This window comes from Amycolatopsis echigonensis (genome assembly GCF_014174495.1).
Lineage (GTDB): Bacteria > Actinomycetota > Actinomycetes > Mycobacteriales > Pseudonocardiaceae > Amycolatopsis > Amycolatopsis echigonensis.
Map to the genome: position 1 here is coordinate 16,443 of NZ_JACJHR010000089.1, position 15,779 is coordinate 32,221.

Below are 15,779 nucleotides of genomic sequence, written 5' to 3' on the forward strand. Positions count from 1 at the left end.
AACATCGCGGCCGAGGGCGCCCAGCAAGGACGTACAGGCCAGGTCGCCCGAGCCGCCGCGGCGGAGAGCGAGGGCCGGGAAGTGCGTCGATACGCCCGCGATGAAGCCGACCGCCTCCAGAACGCGAGCCTGACGTGGGTCGACCACGAGGCGATCGAGATGGCCGTGACCTACTCGTCCACCCCGTCCACCGAACCCGCCCGCTCGGACCGAATGCCCAGCATGACCGGCTTCATGCTGTTCGAGAGCTGCATCGGCGGCGCCCTCTATGACGCCGCGCGTGCGCAAGACCTGCCAGGCTCAGGATGGATACCAGCCCCCTGGCTCTACGACGTCTCCGGTTACGTCGAGGCCCCAATCGTCGCCATTAGCTGGTCACACCTGCCACCGCCGCACGAGGACCGGGTCCAACTGTCGTTCTACACCCCAAATCGGCCGCCCCACTGGACCGGCCTGCCCCCGGACACGTTCGTCGCCCAGTGGGCAGCGACAAAGACCCGCTACAGCGCGGGCTACTTCGCCGACCATGTCCGCTCGGTCTCGGCCCGGATGAGCCCGATGCCGGTACTCGCTACCTTCACCGCGACCCTTCAATTCGGTGAACTGCTCCCCGAACCCGACGCGAACCACTGCGCCGGGTGGGTCCAGACCGTCTACGGCCTATGGCAATTGCTCGACCACAAAGTCAAGAAACCGCTGACCCAGACCGATGTGATTGCAGCTCCGCGATCAGTGACCCGAGGCGACGCCCGAGCCGGCATCATCGCGACGAGCGCCGTGAACGTCGTCCGGGTACACCCGCGGTTCAGGACTGAAGACCTGCCTCCCCACGACGGAGACGACAACGCCGACCACGACACGTCGGACGAAAGCCGCAGCTCGCCTCACTATCGCCACCGGTACTGGCGCGGCCCGTATCGCGCAAACATGTGTATGAACACCTGGGGGCATAGCGAAGGAAACTGCGAACACAAAGAGGTGTCCGTGGGTCGGCATTTGTGTCGTCTGCCACGGCCGTGGGACCACCACGTGGCCAGTCATGGGACCACCGACAGCGGTGCAGAACTGGAACAGGTTATCGCGATGGCGATTGGCGGACGCTGTGTTCCCGGATGGCCGGTCAGCGGCTATGAGCGGACGTTCAGGCGGCCCGGAATCTGGCTGCTGATCTTGATAGTGCGGGCCAGCGGCCGAACTTCACCTGTGAACACAGTCAGTGCTGGGCGGCAGCAGCAACCGCGGTGGATTCTCAGACCGTGCGGCGCTCTTGCCGGTCGAGTTCGGCCAGCGTGCGTAGCGGATTCACGATCAGATCGAACAGACAGCTCGTCCGACGAGCCCATTGCATCGGGTTGTTGCCCTCGTCGAACGCAGCGGCGGACGCGAACTGGTCCTGGAGGTTCACCGGCAGCTTGCCGGCCAGAGCCGCACCGAGCTCGCGACGCAGGAGAGCTTGCGGAGACGACGGCCGAATGAATCGACTAAGCCTGTCGGTGGCCGGGACAGGGGTGTCGGAGGTGCCATCGAGAGCCGTGGCGGCTTCTCGCACCCAATCGTCGTCGCAGGCGTCAGGGAGCGGTACGGCGACCTGCTGGACGCTGGCGATCGCGCTCCGTCCCAGGGCGAGTGAGAGTCCGCCGGGGTCCTCGTGATAGTTGAGGTAGCGGGCGACGTCCACGCCTGGAGGGCAGACCTCGTCGAGAACTACGTCACCCATGAAGTCGCTGGGGTCTATGAGCCAGCCCTCCCGCACAACGACGGACGGCACCAGAAGAACGCGGTACAGGTAGAACTGGCTGCCGCGGTCAGCTTGGTCGCGCATCCGCCTCAGCATGTTGTGGACCGCGGACTCGTATGTGCCGACATGGAGGGCTTTCCCGCGCTGGCGCGCGGCCCACGCGGCGACCCGCTTCGCGCCGCCCATCACTCTTCGTGTCTCGGGCGTGAGATCGGCCGCCGGGTCGAAGTCCCTCGTCGGCCAGTCCGGCACCGTGGTCGTGTGGTACCAGGCGAACTGTGCGATCTTGTCGGCGTCGAGCGCAAGATCGTCGGGATTGACCGTCACCCGGGGAGCGTTTTCGTGTTCGCACGTCGTTCCGCACCCAGGGCACACCTCTCTACCTTGCTCCCAGCGGTCGATCCAATCGAGTCCGACCAGCCACTCGTGGGCGCAGATCCCGCACAGCATGCGGCGGTCGCGCGAGAAATCGATCGGCCGTTCCATGGCTCCATTATCCGGAGGGAGGTCGATGGCGGCGGATCGAGCCGTTGTTACCGCAGGTGCAGCGCTGGCGTCCGTGTCGGGTCGGGCCACTCTCGGCCGTCTCATCGCCGACCCATCCATAGAGACACTGCCGTGTTGATCGCGTCGCTCAGTGGCCTGTGCCAGCGGCATCAAGGTCACTGCGCAAACAATCGGAATCGGTCATCCACCGTTCGACCGCACATCGGCATTACAGGACATTCGGTCGCCATCGCCATGATCGCTCCGCGACGCAGATCTGGAACACGTTTCTCTCGGTAGATTACCGCTGTCGCTGGTCCCATGACTGGCAACGTGGTTGTCCCACGACGGTGGCAGACGACAATTTGCGCGGGCCGGTCGGCGCGCCATTCCGCGAGCGTGTCACGGAACTGCGCGGCTCACCGGCTCGTAACTCCGGCACCGGCCAGCCCAAGCCGTAGACCGCGACCTGCACGTCGATGATGAGGCGAGGCGCCCTCGGGCTCGATACGTCGCATGCTCCGAGGTAGTCGGCTCGAAACATCAGATCAGAGCTGGCCTGCCTGTTACGCCTTCTCGGCCGGCGGTCATGGCTCGAATCGGAAACCGTAGGTTCGGTCGCCGATGGGCACGCGACCGTAAGGCGATCGGCGCTGCAGGAGGATGCCCGCCAGCGCCTGGTCGACGAGGTCTTCAAGATCGACGATGCTGCGTCGTTCCAAGAGCATGACGTAGTGCGTTGCGTGGGGGCTTTCCCTTGGGAGGTTGCCAGTCGGAGTCTTCATTGATGCGGAGGCAATGTTCGACGCCGTGTCGCGGGCACCTCCAGACGGCGGGTATCTCGGCGTCTGTCGAGAACGGCACAGTGAACTCGTGTCCTCTTCGGCACGCGAAGCGGACTTGAATCCGCGGCGCCGGCCGCGCATCGCGATCCGGTTCGCCAGTGGGCGTTCCCAGGCGGTAGCCCCGCAAGACGCGTCTGGGCATCATGATCTCCGCTCGCGTATCGGATGGCTGGTGTCGCGAGCCGTTCTCGTGCCCGCTGTCGCTTGGCTATGGGGTTTTGGTTTTGGTCCGGGTAGCGCCGCCGCGTCCACGCAGCACCACGCCGGACTCGGTCAGGATTCGGTGCACGAAGCCGTACGAGCGGTCGGTGGCCTCGGCCAGTGCACGGATGCTGGCGCCCTTTTCGTACTTCTTCTTCAGGTCAGCAGCCATCTTGATGCGGGCCTCGCCGGTGATCCGCTTTCCCTTGACCGTGGTGTGTGCTGCCATGTCGTTCGCTCCTCTTCGCATTCAGGCGGTCGGTTGGTCGGAGTCGAGGGCGTCGCGCCGGGCGATGACGGTGGCCTTGCTCTTGTCGGCGCCGGGGCCGGCGGCGGTGTAGTAGTCGATGGCCTGGCTGTAGCAGCGGTGGGCCTCGGCGGTGTCGCCGAGCGCGGCGTGGACCTCGCCGAGCACAGTGCATAGGTCGGCCAGGTAGCCGACCGAGCCGTAGTCGCGCACGGCCTGCTCGATCTCGGCCAGCTCCGACACTGCCTCGGCGGCTTGCCCGTTCAGGGTCAGGGCCCGCGCCAAGTGCAGGACGGTGCGGGCGTGGCCGATGTCATCGCCGATGCCGGTGAACATGCTCGCCGCCAGCCGCAGGTGGTGGAGTGCGAGCTGGGCGTCGGCGATCTTGGGGTGCAGGGCGGTTTCGCCGAGGCGTCGGTGTCGCAGCGCGATGCTGCGGGCGTCGTTCATCCCCTCGGCGACTTCCAGGGCATGTTCGAGGTCCGGGAGGGCGGCGTGCGGGTCGTCGGCCTTGAGGTGGGCGCGGGCGCGGGTGGACAGCGCGCCGGAGTGCAGCCACGGGTCACCGACTTCGGCGGCCAGCTCGACGGCGATCGTGCAGATGGCGACTGCGGCCTCGTGGTGGCCGAGGTTGGTCTCGCCGAAGCCCTGGCGGGTGCGGCAGACGACCTCCAGGATGTGCCCGGCGTCGGCGGCGGCATTAGCCCCGAGGAACTGCGAGCTCACCAACTCACCGGCGGTGTAGTTGGGTCGCAGCGGGTTCCACAGGACCTCGCCGAACTGGTACACCAGCTCCGTCCAGCCCTGGTCGGCGGCGTCCTGTTGAGCGGCGAGAAGGTTGGCGCGTTCGGTCTCGGCCCAGTCCAGGGCGGCCTTCGCGTCGGCGAACATGCCGGTGTCCAGATCGGTGTAGACGGGGCTGAACCGGCGAGGGAAAGGATTGATGATCTTGTCGGCCGCCGCCCCGCGCCGCAGGTACCACTCGATCATCCGGCGGCGCACCGCCAGCCGCTTGGCCTGGTCATCCTGGCCTGCCAGGGCTCGCACGTGCTCACGCAGGACGTCGTGCAGCCGGTAGCGCTCGTCCCCGGACTCGGTGACGAGGTTCGCCTCCACCAGCCGCCCGAGCCCGCGGCCGACGTCGGTGACCGGCACGTCGAGCCCGGCGGCGAGCGGCTCGGCTGTGAACTCGACGCCGGGATGCTCGGCCAGACCGCGGTAGAGCCGGGCGGTGGTGGCGTCTAGGTCCTCGTAACTCATCTGCAGCACTCCTTCAACGGACAGCTCGTGCGGGTCCAAAGCGCCAGTGGACGCCTCGGCGAGGTGGGTCAGCCGGGTGATCAGGCGCGCCGGGTCGCGCCGGGGGTAGGCGGCGAGATGGGCTCCGGCGATGGTTAGGGCCAGCGGATGCCCGTGACAGCGGATGGCCAGCGCGTGCAGCAGCTCCTCGCCGATGGGCTGTCGATCCTCGTCGAGGAGGCCGGTCAGGAGCGCGGCGCCGGTGGCGGCGGGGAAGCAGTCGAGGTCGAGGTGGCGGAAGCCCGCGATGGCCAGCTCGGCGAGCCGATTGCGGCTGGTGACCAGGATCGTGCCGCGCGCCGTGGCAGGTACCAGGGGCTGCACCTGCTCGGCGGAACGGGCGTTGTCGACCAGCATGGCCACCGCCTTGTCCGAGGTGACCGTTCGGTACAGCGCGACCAGCTCGGCCACCTCGCCCGGCAGGTCGTCGGCGGCGACGCCGAGCGCGCGGAGCCATCCGGCGAGGACCTGCGCGGTGGCCGGTGGCGGGTGGCCGCTCCAGCCGTTGAGGTCCACGTGCAGCACGCCGTCGGGGTGGCGCTCGTGGTGTCCGTCGAGCCAGCGCACCGCCAAGCCGGTCTTGCCGACCCCGCCCAGGCCGGTCACCACCACGCGGGTCGGGCCCGCCGTGGTGAGCAGACGGTCCAGCCGCTCCAATTCATCTGCGCGGTCGACCCAGGTGTGCGCGGGCGGCGGAAGCTGCCGGGGAACCGGCACTCGGTGCTCGGGAGCGTGCAGGACGATGGTGTCGGCGGTTACCGTGCGGGCTTGCAGCACCTGGCCGTGGACCGATCCGGACACGGTGTTGATGTGCTCGGCCTTGTTCATGCGCGCTCCGCGGGCTCGGGACGGCGGTCGGCGAGCACGGCGTTGCCCCACAGGCACTCGCGTACGGGCAGGGTGAGCCCGTCCGGTCGCCACAAGCCGATCGGCGCCACGCCGTCCGGGTGTGGTTGCCACGGTCCCAGCAGGTCGGCGAACTGCCGCCGGCTTCGGTGGACGAGCGTGATCCCGGCCCTGGCGAGACAGTCCTCGATCGCACCGGCCGATTCCAGCCCGAGGACGATGCCGTCGGCGTGTGAGGCGGCCAACAGCGAGCCGGGTGCCAGCCGCTCGTGGTACCTGGCCAATGCGGCGGCCGGATCCTCGGCGTCGGGCAGGCAATGCAACACCGACCCGGCCACCACGCCCACCGGGCGAGTCAGATCGAGCAGCCGAGTGGTCACGGCATGGTCGAGCACCTCGTCAACGTGCCGCAGGTCGGCCTCGATCACCCCGGTGCTCGGATCGTCCGCATGGACGATCAGACCGAGACCGGCGATGGCTATGGGGTCGCGATCGACGTAGACGACGCGGACGTCAGGACGTTCAGCCTGGGCGAGATGGTGCACGGGGTGGGCGCTGAACATGCCCGCACCCAGGTCGAGGAACTGCTCGATTCCGGCCGTGAGCATGTGAAGGACTGCGCGGCGGACGAAGGCGCGGCTCTCGCGGACGAATACGTCATACCCAGGCACCAGCGTGGTGATCTTGTCGGCCACGGCGCGGTCGGACGCGAAGTTGTGCCCACCACCGAGCAGGTAGTCGTAGATCCGGAACAGCGACGGCGCGTCGGGGTCTACCTGTTGTTCAAGACCTGACGCGCTCTCATGCGTCGCCATCACCGTGACGTTCTCCCACCCCGTCTCGCCATCACGAGCCGACTCACCGTGCGTCTGGTCGACCCACCTGCCGTGACCTGCGGCGCACCAGCACCAGTCGAACCGGCTGGGTCGATTCGTGTGGGCGATTAGACGGCTGTATCAAGATCTGAACCAGAGCGGCGGCGAGGCGCTGGTGAGGCGCCAATGAGGCGACACCACACGTGAGCTCGACAGCAGCGGCGGCATGGTTCACCCGGTTGAGTGGGAGGGCGGATAGGTAGGCTTCGAACGTGCTGGCCCTGACGGGACCGCTTCGACGAACGGCGCTTGGAGGGCCTGCTCATGGGCGAGCTCGGTGTGATCCGGAGTTACGCCTACTGGTCGGATCGCCGTATCCGGGACATCGCGTCGGCAAACGGCATCGCCCTCGAACGGCGCGTGAGTTGGAAGGCCAAGACGGCGTCGATTCCCTTGATCGGTGGGCTCGAATTTGCGCAGGAGGCGCGCACGCTCGACCGTGCTGAGGTCGCACGTCGAATCGAAACGGCGATCGGAGACCTCGCAGTCGAGGACTTCGTCACCCCGCCGCCGGCGGTGTTCGCCAAGGGCGTCGGCCGTGTCGAGTTCGCCCAGTTCACGGGCGGTATTGAGAAGCGACAAGGCGTCGTGATGTACGTCAGCACTCGCAGCAGCACTGGCGTCCGCGTCGATGTGTGCCTGTTCGGCAGCCTTGAGAACACCGCCGACTACGTCGGCGGCTCCGACAAGCCACCGGAAGGATGGTCGTCCTCCGCAGCTCGGGCGATTGCTCTGTACATCCGGAGCCGCGGCACGATCAACAATTCACAGTGGGACGACCCAGAGTCCATCGCGGTCGAAGCCCTGAAGATCGCGACCGAGCAGGGCGTGACCGGAACCTGGGACGAACACGAGGACAAGCCCTGGACGCGGGGCTTCACGCTCGGCCACGCGACTGAATCCGAGTGGTTCGCGCAGATCTACAGCGACGTCGTGCTCGACAAAGACCGGTGGACCTTTGACCGCGACGGCGGCATCAGCCCAGACGTCGAACGCATCCTCATCGGCGCTCCACTGTGGGTACGGACTCCGGGCGCACACGCCGTCACCCGCTACCGGGACCTACGTCGAGGGAGCGGCGGGGAACATGACGGTCGGCTCCTGCCTGGCCTGGATGGCCAACGCCTACGTCGTTGACGGGACACAATGATCGAGTGAGCGACGACTGGGAGCTGCGCTGGGCATCGGGAGCCCGGCGGTTCTACGTCGCCGAGATCGTGCGGCAGGCGAGTTACGCCTTGGCCGCGGTGCAACAGGCTCTCATTCTCAGCCGGGATCCGCAGCGGCGTTCCGAGGCGTGGCCTGCGGTCCAGTCGTTCCTCACCGCGTCCGCCATCATCAGCAAGCTGTTGTGGCCCGTCAGGGCCGATGGAGCGGATCCCAAGTCCCGTTGGCGTCGCTTCCGCGCCGACCGACTGCGGACAGAGCTGATGATCAGCGACACCTCGGCCCTCCGGGACAGGAAGGTCCGGGACTCCGCCGATCACTTCGACGAACGCATCGACGACCTTGTCCGCGACCAGCGCATCCCACAGTCGTGGACAGACCTGGCGGATGCGGAGTTCGTGCGGCAGCCAGCCCCGTTCCGCGCCATCGACCCTGACACTGGCGAGGTGCTCGCAGGCCATGATCGAATGGCTCTGGGGCCAGTCATCGCGGAGCTGAATGCGGTTCTGCGGCGGTGCGAAGACATCGAGCCCGGATTAACCAGCGCTCCAGACATCGCCATGCTGCTAGCCACGCTGAGGTGGCCGCCGCTGCCGTCCCTGTTCGCCCCCACCGAACGCCCTGACGAACCGGTCATTGCCGGGGCTACGTTTGGAACGACCGGGCCTCAGTCCCTGGAAGAGCTCATCGCACTGGTTGCCGACCAACTCTCCGACCACCCGGAGCCGAACCGACCACACGGCGCAGACGGATAGTTACTACGACCGGCTGGCTCAGTTCTCGTCGAAGTGCGCCTCGGCGGCCCGGCGGATCTGCGCTAGGCGCTTCGAGACGGCGCTGTGGTTGGCGTACCCGAGCACGTCCGCGATCTCGGTCTTCCTGGTCACGCCGCTGTTGAGCAGCACGACGATCTGCCGGTTCCGGGCGTCCAGCAGTGTGAGGAAGTCGTTGGTGACCAGGTTGTCCAGCACCTCGCTCTCCGGCCCTTGGACCGGGATGGTGTCGGTCAACTCGACGAACTTCACCGTGACCTTGCGTCGTTTGCCGTGCAGCTTGCGTTCGAAGTCTTCGCGTGCGTACGACCAGTGGCTGGAGAAGTCGTCCTCGATGCGGTGGGAGCGGACGGCGTCCAGGATGCCGCGGAGCTGGCCGGTCCGGTCGGCGGCTTCCACGGTCTCGACCACGGCGTCGTGGGCGTCGTCCTCGCCGAACCACACGGGCCCGCCCATCCGCGGGTTGCCGGCGATGGCCCCGGCGAGCACGCTGCCGTCCTCCAGGAGGACCGGGCCGGGCGTCTTGCCCTTGTCGACCTCGGGGAAGTCCCGCAGCCGGTCTTGGATCGTGGCGGTGACCGCGGGCACCCAGAAGTCGAGGTTGTGGGCCAGCAGCCGGATCGGGTCGTCGGCTGAGAACGCCTTCATCTTCGACCCCGACATCAGGTGCGGCCAGACCGTCCACGCCCAGGCGCGGGCGAGCCGGGCTTCGAAATCGGTCGGCAGGAAGTCGTCGATGCCGGCCCAGTCGGCCATGAACGGCCACTGGCCGCCACGCAACAGCGGGAGTCCGAACATGTCCAGGATGCGCTTGGGCAGCAGGTGGAACAGCGGCGCGTACTCGAAGTACCGCGCCCGCGTCCGGGGCACGAATGTGACATTGACGTCGCCGAGATCGGCGATCTTCGCCATCGGCTTCGGCAGGTCGTCCAAGTCGAAGAAGCGCCGCCGGAACTGGGCCGCTTCCCACAGCATGTTCCACTGCGCGAGTGCGACGAAGTCCCGGTCCGAGGTGTGGGACATCGGGAGCGTCGCGTACTCCGGCGGAGCCGGTTCGCGCGGGCGGACGACGCCGCCGAAGATGAATCCGGCTGAGATGTTCCGCAGGGATGGGAACTCCTCCGGAGTGGCCTCGGCCTCGGGGAGGAACACGTCATCGCGCCGCCACGCCAGCACCTCGGCCGCAGTCGGCTCGCGATCCTCGCTCACCTCATCCTCCGCCGTTCGCTGCTCCGTGCGCTGACCGGTCCGCTCGTCGATCTGGGTCATACCTACATCACGACAGTCTCCGCGGGATTCGTTCCGAGCGCCGCGAGAGTCACCGGACGTCACCGCACTCCTCGCCTCCGACGCAACCGCCGAGGACGCTCCTAGACCTCAACCGGACACCGTCCGACACACTCGAACGTATGTGCGAAGAGATGGTACGTTGCTGGTCATGGACCCGCGGCTACTCCGAACTGCTCAACCGGACGGCAGGCTGGCATACGGGCGCGACAGCTCCGGCAGGCCCGTGGCGCTCCTGCCGGCCAGGTGCAAGCTCGGCTTGCACACGCTCCCTCCATCCGAGTATCGGGCGGTTGTGCACGATGGCGAGGTCCATATCAGCTGTCCGGCTTGCGCTGCCGAGGGTGCTGATCATTGCTGGCGGCTGACTACCAATGGCCCGACTCCCGACCGCGCTGAACTGGACGAGGAGACCTATCGCGACCTCGTCCTCCGTCGAGCGAGGACAACACCGTCGTTGGCGGGTGGCCAACGTGATCAATAGCCCGTTCACCACCTGGGAAGGCGACGACGTTCACGGCCGAAGGCCCGTGCTCACCAGCGTCTGGGTCCTGCTGGACGACCTGTTCCCTCGCCCGCCCGATGCCCCTCGACACGTCATCGTGACTGGCCTGGATCTGACGGGCAAGGTGCAAGGCCGGCTCCACGGACGCTTTCCCAGCGTCGATGGCAACTGGCTCGGAGTGGTCAACTACGAGATCAGCTACGCCGATGGCCGCCGAGAGAAGCTGCACCTGGTCGACCAGTTGCTGCCGTTCTCGGTGCTGCGAGAACCGAAATAGCTCGATCGAGCATGCGCCCCGCGCCGTAGAGTTCATGCCCTACGGATGGAGGAGTGAGCGGTGGCGGAACCGGCGGCAGTACCCGACTTCGACGAACGGCTTGCCGGATTCCAGTCGACCACGTTCAAGGAGCTTCGGCCTGGTCAGAGGCAGGTACTGGCCGCCTACGCGGCTCACCACCTCACGACACCGGACGTGGCGATCGAAATGCCGACCGGTGAGGGGAAGACCCTGTTGGCGCTGTTGATCGCCGACTACGCCCTCGACCAGGGAATGTCGGTTGCTTACCTGACCGGCACCCGCCAGCTGGCAGAGCGGGTTGAGGACGAAGCCACCAAGTTGGGCCTGGAGGTCGTCCGGTTCGCCGCGAAGGACTACGGCGGCGCCAAGCTCGACGACTACCACCAGGCCCAGGCGGTGGGCGTGATGAACTATTGGGTCTACTTCAACAGCAGGCCCGTTCCGAAACCCGCCGACCTGGTCATCTTCGACGACGCCCATCTAGCGGAACAGCCGCTCAGCGGGCTACAGACCCTGCGCATCCCCGACAAGCCTGGCCCTGCTCGCGTCCTGTATCGAACGATCTGTGATCTTGTCGTCGCGCACACCGACGCATACGCCGGACTGCAGGCGATGCGCGATGGCACCGCTCGGCCGGGCACCCCGCCCGAGCTGCTGTCGTTCAGCGACTGGGCGGCGATCGCCACAGCGTCGCGGGACGCGATCGAGGCGTCGCCGCTGGTCGCCGACCTCGCGCTCAAGGACGAGTCGGACGAGATCAAGGCAGAGGTCAAGAAGCTCCGGGACGAGATCAAGTGGGTGTGGCCGAAGGTCCGTGAGCACCTCACCCACTGCGGCGTGCTTGTCGGGCCGTCCGGAATCGAGATCCGCCCCTACCACCCGCCGACGGCGCTGAACGCGGGGTACAGCCAGGCCAAGCAGCGGATCTATCTCTCGGCGACCCTCGGTTCGATGGACGACCTGCAACGCCGCATCGGCGGCGGCCGGGTCACCCGGCTGGAGACCGAGCAGCCGCTGCTTTCCGGCAGCACCGGCGAGCGCATGTTCGCGTTGAACCCCTCGTCCGAGCAGGCACTCGACCTCGGCGTGCTCAGCTGGGCACTCGAACAAGTCCAGGCAGCCGGTGGGAAGGCGGCCTGGCTGTGCGCCAGCCACAGCGAAGCGGACACACTGCAAGCGATCCTCGGTGGGCTCGGCCATCCCGTCTACCGCCTCCGGGCCGGCGACGACACCGCAGTCGACGGCTGGAGCCGCGCTCCCCAGGGGCAGTTGATCACTGCGGGCCGCTATGACGGGCTCGACTTCCCCGGCGACATCTGCAAGCTGGTGATCATCACCACGGTCCCGCAGGCCAGCAGCGAGTTCGAGCGGTTCGTGGTCGCCTACCTCGGTGACGCGACCTTCATGCGGCACCGTGTCGGACAACGAGTCACCCAGGCTCTCGGCCGGGCCAATCGCACCGCGACCGACCGCTCGCTGTACCTGGGACTCGACCCGACGTTCGCCCAGATCCTCGCCGACCCAGCGGTTCGCGCGTCCATTCCCGAAGGCACACAGCCGATCGTTCGCGCCGCGCTCGAACTCTACGACCAGGGCTCGGTCGCCACGACCGACGCCTGCCGGGCGTTCTGGCAGGTGGCCCAACCGTCCGGCCCCACCGAACCCGTCAAGCAGGCAACGCCGCGGCGACGGCCACGCCCAGGACGTAGCACCGGCGGCAGCGGTGAGGTCGCTAGCGCCGACGCTGAGGTGTCGGCGGCCACCGACCTGTGGATCGGCGACCACGGCCGCGCTGCTGAGCGAGCACGCGAAGCCGCGGACCTGCTCGCATCCGCCGGAGAGACCGAGCACGCCGCGTTCTGGCGCTACGTCCAAGCCCACGCACTGTTCGACCGCGGACGGAACGAGGACCTCGCCGCCGCGCGCACCGCCCTCGAAGACGCCACCACCAACGGGCCTCGCACCGCGTGGTTCCGCCGGTTGGGCCGCACGGTCGCCGACCTCAAGGGACACGAGCGCACCGCTGACGACACCGACCGCCTCTTCCTCGTGTGGGATGAATGGCGTCGTGAAGCCGGAGGCCGGCTCGACCGCGCACTCTCCGACGGGCGCACCCTGCTCGCCGGCAGCCACGATCAGCAATGCGACGGCCTCAAGGTGCTCGCACGTCTGGTCGGAGCCAGTGGAGAACGACCGCCCAAGACCGAACAAAGCGCCACCGACTGCCGGTGGACCTGGTCAACCGTCAAGCGCGGCGAACGTCGCGTTTGGGAGGTCAAGACCGGCGAACCGCACCCGGTGTCCCGCGGAGACGTCAACCAGCTGCTCGGCCAGATCGAAGTCGAGACCAAGCGCGCAGCCAAGACACGGGTCTACGGCTGCTTGCTCACCCCGGCCACCACCGTCCAGAGCGACGCCGCCGAGGCAGCCCGCGACAGGATCACCCTCATCAATCACGACGCCGCCGTCCGGCTCTACAACCTGCTGGCCGACCGCCTTCAGCAGTACGCAGCGCTCTGCGGCGACGGCAACGCCGAAGCCCGCGGCGAGGCTCGCACGAAGATCGAGGCCACACTGCCGCCTGACGGCTGGCTGGGCAAACTGCTCTCCCCAACCCTCGGGAAGATCATCACCGTGGACGACGTGGCGAGCTTGTTCCCCTCGCGCTGACCCGGCCTTCACCGCCGTCATCCTGAGTTCGACCGGGCCACGGCCGCAGGCGGCAACTGTTCGCGATCATCGGAATGGACAACCGCAAGGTGCCGTTGTGGGTGCATCCTGCCGTCTCCTGCAGGTGTGGCGAGGTGCTGGATCGCTGGTTCGGGATCGTGAATGACCACGATCCCGGCGACAGCGTCGGTAACCCACGTTGGCGGGGTCCGGCCAGCGAGCAGGTCTTGGACATAGGCCGGAGGTCGGTGACGTAGCCCGCCGAGGACGTGCGCCAGGTAGGGCACGCCGAAGTGGCCGCGATCACTCGGTAGGTGAGTGAACACTGCGTCTTCAACGCCGTCGTCTGCGTCTTCCGACAGCGCCGCTGAGAACTGTCCCATGCGGATGGAGTGCACGGCTTCCAGCATGGTCTTGGCGACCCGCCGGGCGCCGAGCTGCGGACGGCGCATGAACTCGGCGATGTCCGGGTGAACAGCCGCTAGGGGAGGCAACGGTGGCTGTGAGCGGCCGGGGTCAGCGACGTCCTCAAGTGGCAACGACCAGTGAAACGCCTCGACCGCGACGTTGTCACGCACCCGCGGCATCAGGTAGTGCGGGATGATGCTGGGCACGATCGACACCCCGGCCCGCTCCCGGTCGCGGCAGTTGGCGCCATCGTGATGCGTCAGTCCGCAGGCGAGGCCCGCACGGTATGCGGGCGTACCGCAGTACAGGACGTGAGCAGCCGGGACGCTGAACGTCATGGATGAGACGAGGAGCTTGTCGATCTGCGCGGGCTCGGTCTTCCTGCGGCGGTAGCCGAAGTCGACGTGCCAGCCGGTACCGCGGCGCTTCAGGATCTTGGCCTGGGTCAGCAGTCCGAAGCTGGTCCCGGTCGTGTCGATCCACCACCACAACCAGTCGGCGCCCACGGCGCTCTCTTGCCGCTTGGTGAACTTCCAGTACCGGACATCGGGAAATGCTTCCGTCAGCAGGATGTCCGTCGCGGTTTCCTCTGCCCACATGTCCTCGGCCTGGAGCACCTTCGACATGTGCTGGTCGACGGCGAGACGCCCGCGCTGGAACGCCTGGTACGGATCAGGCCGCCCATCGCCGCTGATCATCCTGCTCTCCAACCAATCACCCGGAGCGGGGCAGGCGCCTGGCCCCGCTCGTGCTCACCGAACGATCCTTCCACGGCCGGGGCAACCGGCCACGCTGGCGAGCACCGCCGCTCACGTCACGCCGCCAAGGCCGTCGGCACACCCCTCGCCGCATCCCCAGCGCCCGCGTCGACCGGACCCCCTGCGACCTCGGCTTGGTACTCCTCGCGGACAGCCTTGACAAGCCGCCGCGCCCGAGTCGCGCCAATCCCAAGCCGTACACGAAGCGTGTCCGCGGAGATCGGCTTCTGGTGAGCAGCACGGTGCGCCGCGTCTTCTCGCCGTGCCTGCGCCAAGAGCGCTTCCGGTGTCCGCCCAACGACTGGTCGCTCGCCACCTTGCTGCGGGACGTCCTCGTCGAGTTCGGGCCCCGTCTCCGGCGCACCGTCATCCGAGTCCACAGGGACAGCCGGCTCAGGCCGATCGCCTTCGCGTGCGGCTGGCACATGACTCGTTGCGCCGATCGCCTGCAATAGGCCAGGGCCGACCTCCGACCAGCCGATCAGGAGGAGTGGCCCTACCGCGTCGAAGGCCGCCTTACCAAACTCGCCTGCGACCAGAGGCTCTGCCACGTTCAACGCGAGCGTGACCACGCTTGCGAAGATCAGCAGCCGACGAGCAGGCCGCAGCACCTCCGGGGATGCACCGGCGAGCGCCAGGTGCCGTGTGCCGAGCAGCAGCCCGAGGATCGAAAGATCAACAGCGGGAGCCACCAGTGGCGCGACCCAGGCGGGCACGCCGAGCCGGAGCGCAAGGTTGAGGACGTTGCCGAAGCCGAAGAGAAAAGTGAGGCCAACGACGATGCCCATGATCACGGTGACGGCTTGAACCACAGCAGCCCTCTCCGAGCCTGATCGCGTCGACACAACTGCACGCCTGGTCATCGAGCACCACCTGCTTCGACGCGCGGACGCCCGTGGGTGTCTCGGGTGGGGATGCCGCGTTCACGCAGCTTATTCAGCACGGTGGTGTGGTTGACGCCGAAGTGGTCGCCGACTCGCGCCAGGGACCAGCCGAGCTTGTAGAGGTGGATGGCGTCGTCGACCTGCTCAGGCGAGAGGCCGCGGCGGCGCATCGGCACGCCGTGCCGGTGGAGGATGTTGCTGACCGTCCGCCGCTCGATGCCGAACCGGTCACCGAGTTCGTACACCGTCGCGCCGGACCGGTAGTCAGTGATCAACTGCTCGACTTGATCGGCACGGAGTTGCCGGGCCCGGCGAGGTCGGTCGCGCTTGATCACGGTCGGCTCGGGGGTATCGAGGCTGGGAAGCTTCTCGCGGAGCTCTTCCAGCGCCCTGACCTGGTCTTTTATGTTCGAGTAAGGTCCCCTAACCTCCACCGATTTAGTCATTGTGCGAACCACTCCGTTCGGGGCCGTTTCCGCTGGTAGGGCGGGG

At 67.5% G+C, this 15,779-nt stretch carries 11 protein-coding genes and 2 pseudogenes; 4 read left to right on the plus strand and 9 right to left on the minus strand.

What is annotated here, in order from left to right; translation table 11 throughout:
- Positions 1-1,249: 1,249 nt before the first annotated feature.
- From H5411_RS38725 to H5411_RS38745, 5 genes and pseudogenes are all read right to left on the minus strand, one after another.
- Positions 1,250-2,224: a hypothetical protein gene (locus tag H5411_RS38725; RefSeq protein ID WP_098085241.1), complete on the minus strand. Its 975-nt coding sequence runs from the start codon at positions 2,222-2,224 to the stop codon at positions 1,250-1,252.
- A 587-nt stretch (positions 2,225-2,811) separates the two neighbouring features.
- Positions 2,812-3,211 (minus strand): annotated as a pseudogene (locus tag H5411_RS38730) (RNA polymerase-binding protein RbpA).
- Positions 3,212-3,277: 66 nt separating this feature from the next.
- Positions 3,278-3,499, minus strand: coding sequence for a helix-turn-helix domain-containing protein (locus H5411_RS38735; protein ID WP_112276355.1), 222 nt, complete (start codon positions 3,497-3,499; stop codon positions 3,278-3,280).
- A 21-nt stretch (positions 3,500-3,520) separates the two neighbouring features.
- Positions 3,521-5,644: a hypothetical protein gene (locus H5411_RS38740; RefSeq protein ID WP_112276353.1), complete on the minus strand. Its 2,124-nt coding sequence runs from the start codon at positions 5,642-5,644 to the stop codon at positions 3,521-3,523.
- Positions 5,641-6,477: an SAM-dependent methyltransferase gene (locus H5411_RS38745; protein WP_098085232.1), complete on the minus strand. Its 837-nt coding sequence runs from the start codon at positions 6,475-6,477 to the stop codon at positions 5,641-5,643. Before H5411_RS38745 ends, H5411_RS38740 begins: the two co-directional genes overlap by 4 nt.
- 324 nt (positions 6,478-6,801) lie before the next feature.
- On the opposite strand from H5411_RS38745, the gene H5411_RS38750 reads away from it, so the two are divergent.
- Entirely contained in the window at positions 6,802-7,674 is an 873-nt protein-coding gene (locus H5411_RS38750) for a hypothetical protein (protein ID WP_127516251.1), read from the plus strand.
- 17 nt (positions 7,675-7,691) lie between these two features.
- Positions 7,692-8,459, plus strand: coding sequence for a hypothetical protein (locus tag H5411_RS38755; protein ID WP_098085227.1), 768 nt, complete (start codon positions 7,692-7,694; stop codon positions 8,457-8,459).
- An 18-nt stretch (positions 8,460-8,477) separates the two neighbouring features.
- Here H5411_RS38755 and H5411_RS38760 read toward each other — a convergent pair whose 3' ends face one another.
- On the minus strand, positions 8,478-9,686 hold the full coding sequence (locus H5411_RS38760; RefSeq protein WP_098087037.1) for a hypothetical protein: 1,209 nt from the start codon (positions 9,684-9,686) through the stop codon (positions 8,478-8,480).
- A 542-nt stretch (positions 9,687-10,228) separates the two neighbouring features.
- Between H5411_RS38760 and H5411_RS38765 the strand changes: the two genes are divergently transcribed.
- Together H5411_RS38765 and H5411_RS38770 are read left to right on the plus strand one after the other, a co-directional pair.
- Positions 10,229-10,546 (plus strand): hypothetical protein, encoded by a 318-nt coding sequence (locus H5411_RS38765; RefSeq protein WP_216641980.1) that lies wholly within the window; start codon positions 10,229-10,231, stop codon positions 10,544-10,546.
- A 60-nt stretch (positions 10,547-10,606) separates the two neighbouring features.
- Complete coding sequence (locus tag H5411_RS38770) at positions 10,607-13,237, plus strand: DEAD/DEAH box helicase family protein (RefSeq protein ID WP_098085224.1); 2,631 nt, start codon at positions 10,607-10,609, stop codon at positions 13,235-13,237.
- Between the two features lie 17 nt (positions 13,238-13,254).
- Here H5411_RS38770 and H5411_RS38775 read toward each other — a convergent pair whose 3' ends face one another.
- From H5411_RS38775 to H5411_RS48070, 3 genes and pseudogenes are all read right to left on the minus strand, one after another.
- Entirely contained in the window at positions 13,255-14,343 is a 1,089-nt protein-coding gene (locus tag H5411_RS38775) for a hypothetical protein (RefSeq protein ID WP_098085221.1), read from the minus strand.
- Positions 14,344-14,459: 116 nt separating this feature from the next.
- Positions 14,460-15,191, minus strand: a complete 732-nt coding sequence (locus tag H5411_RS38780; RefSeq protein WP_237339200.1) for an MATE family efflux transporter — start codon at positions 15,189-15,191, stop codon at positions 14,460-14,462.
- 71 nt (positions 15,192-15,262) lie between these two features.
- Positions 15,263-15,779 (minus strand): annotated as a pseudogene (locus H5411_RS48070) (recombinase family protein); the annotation flags it as partial.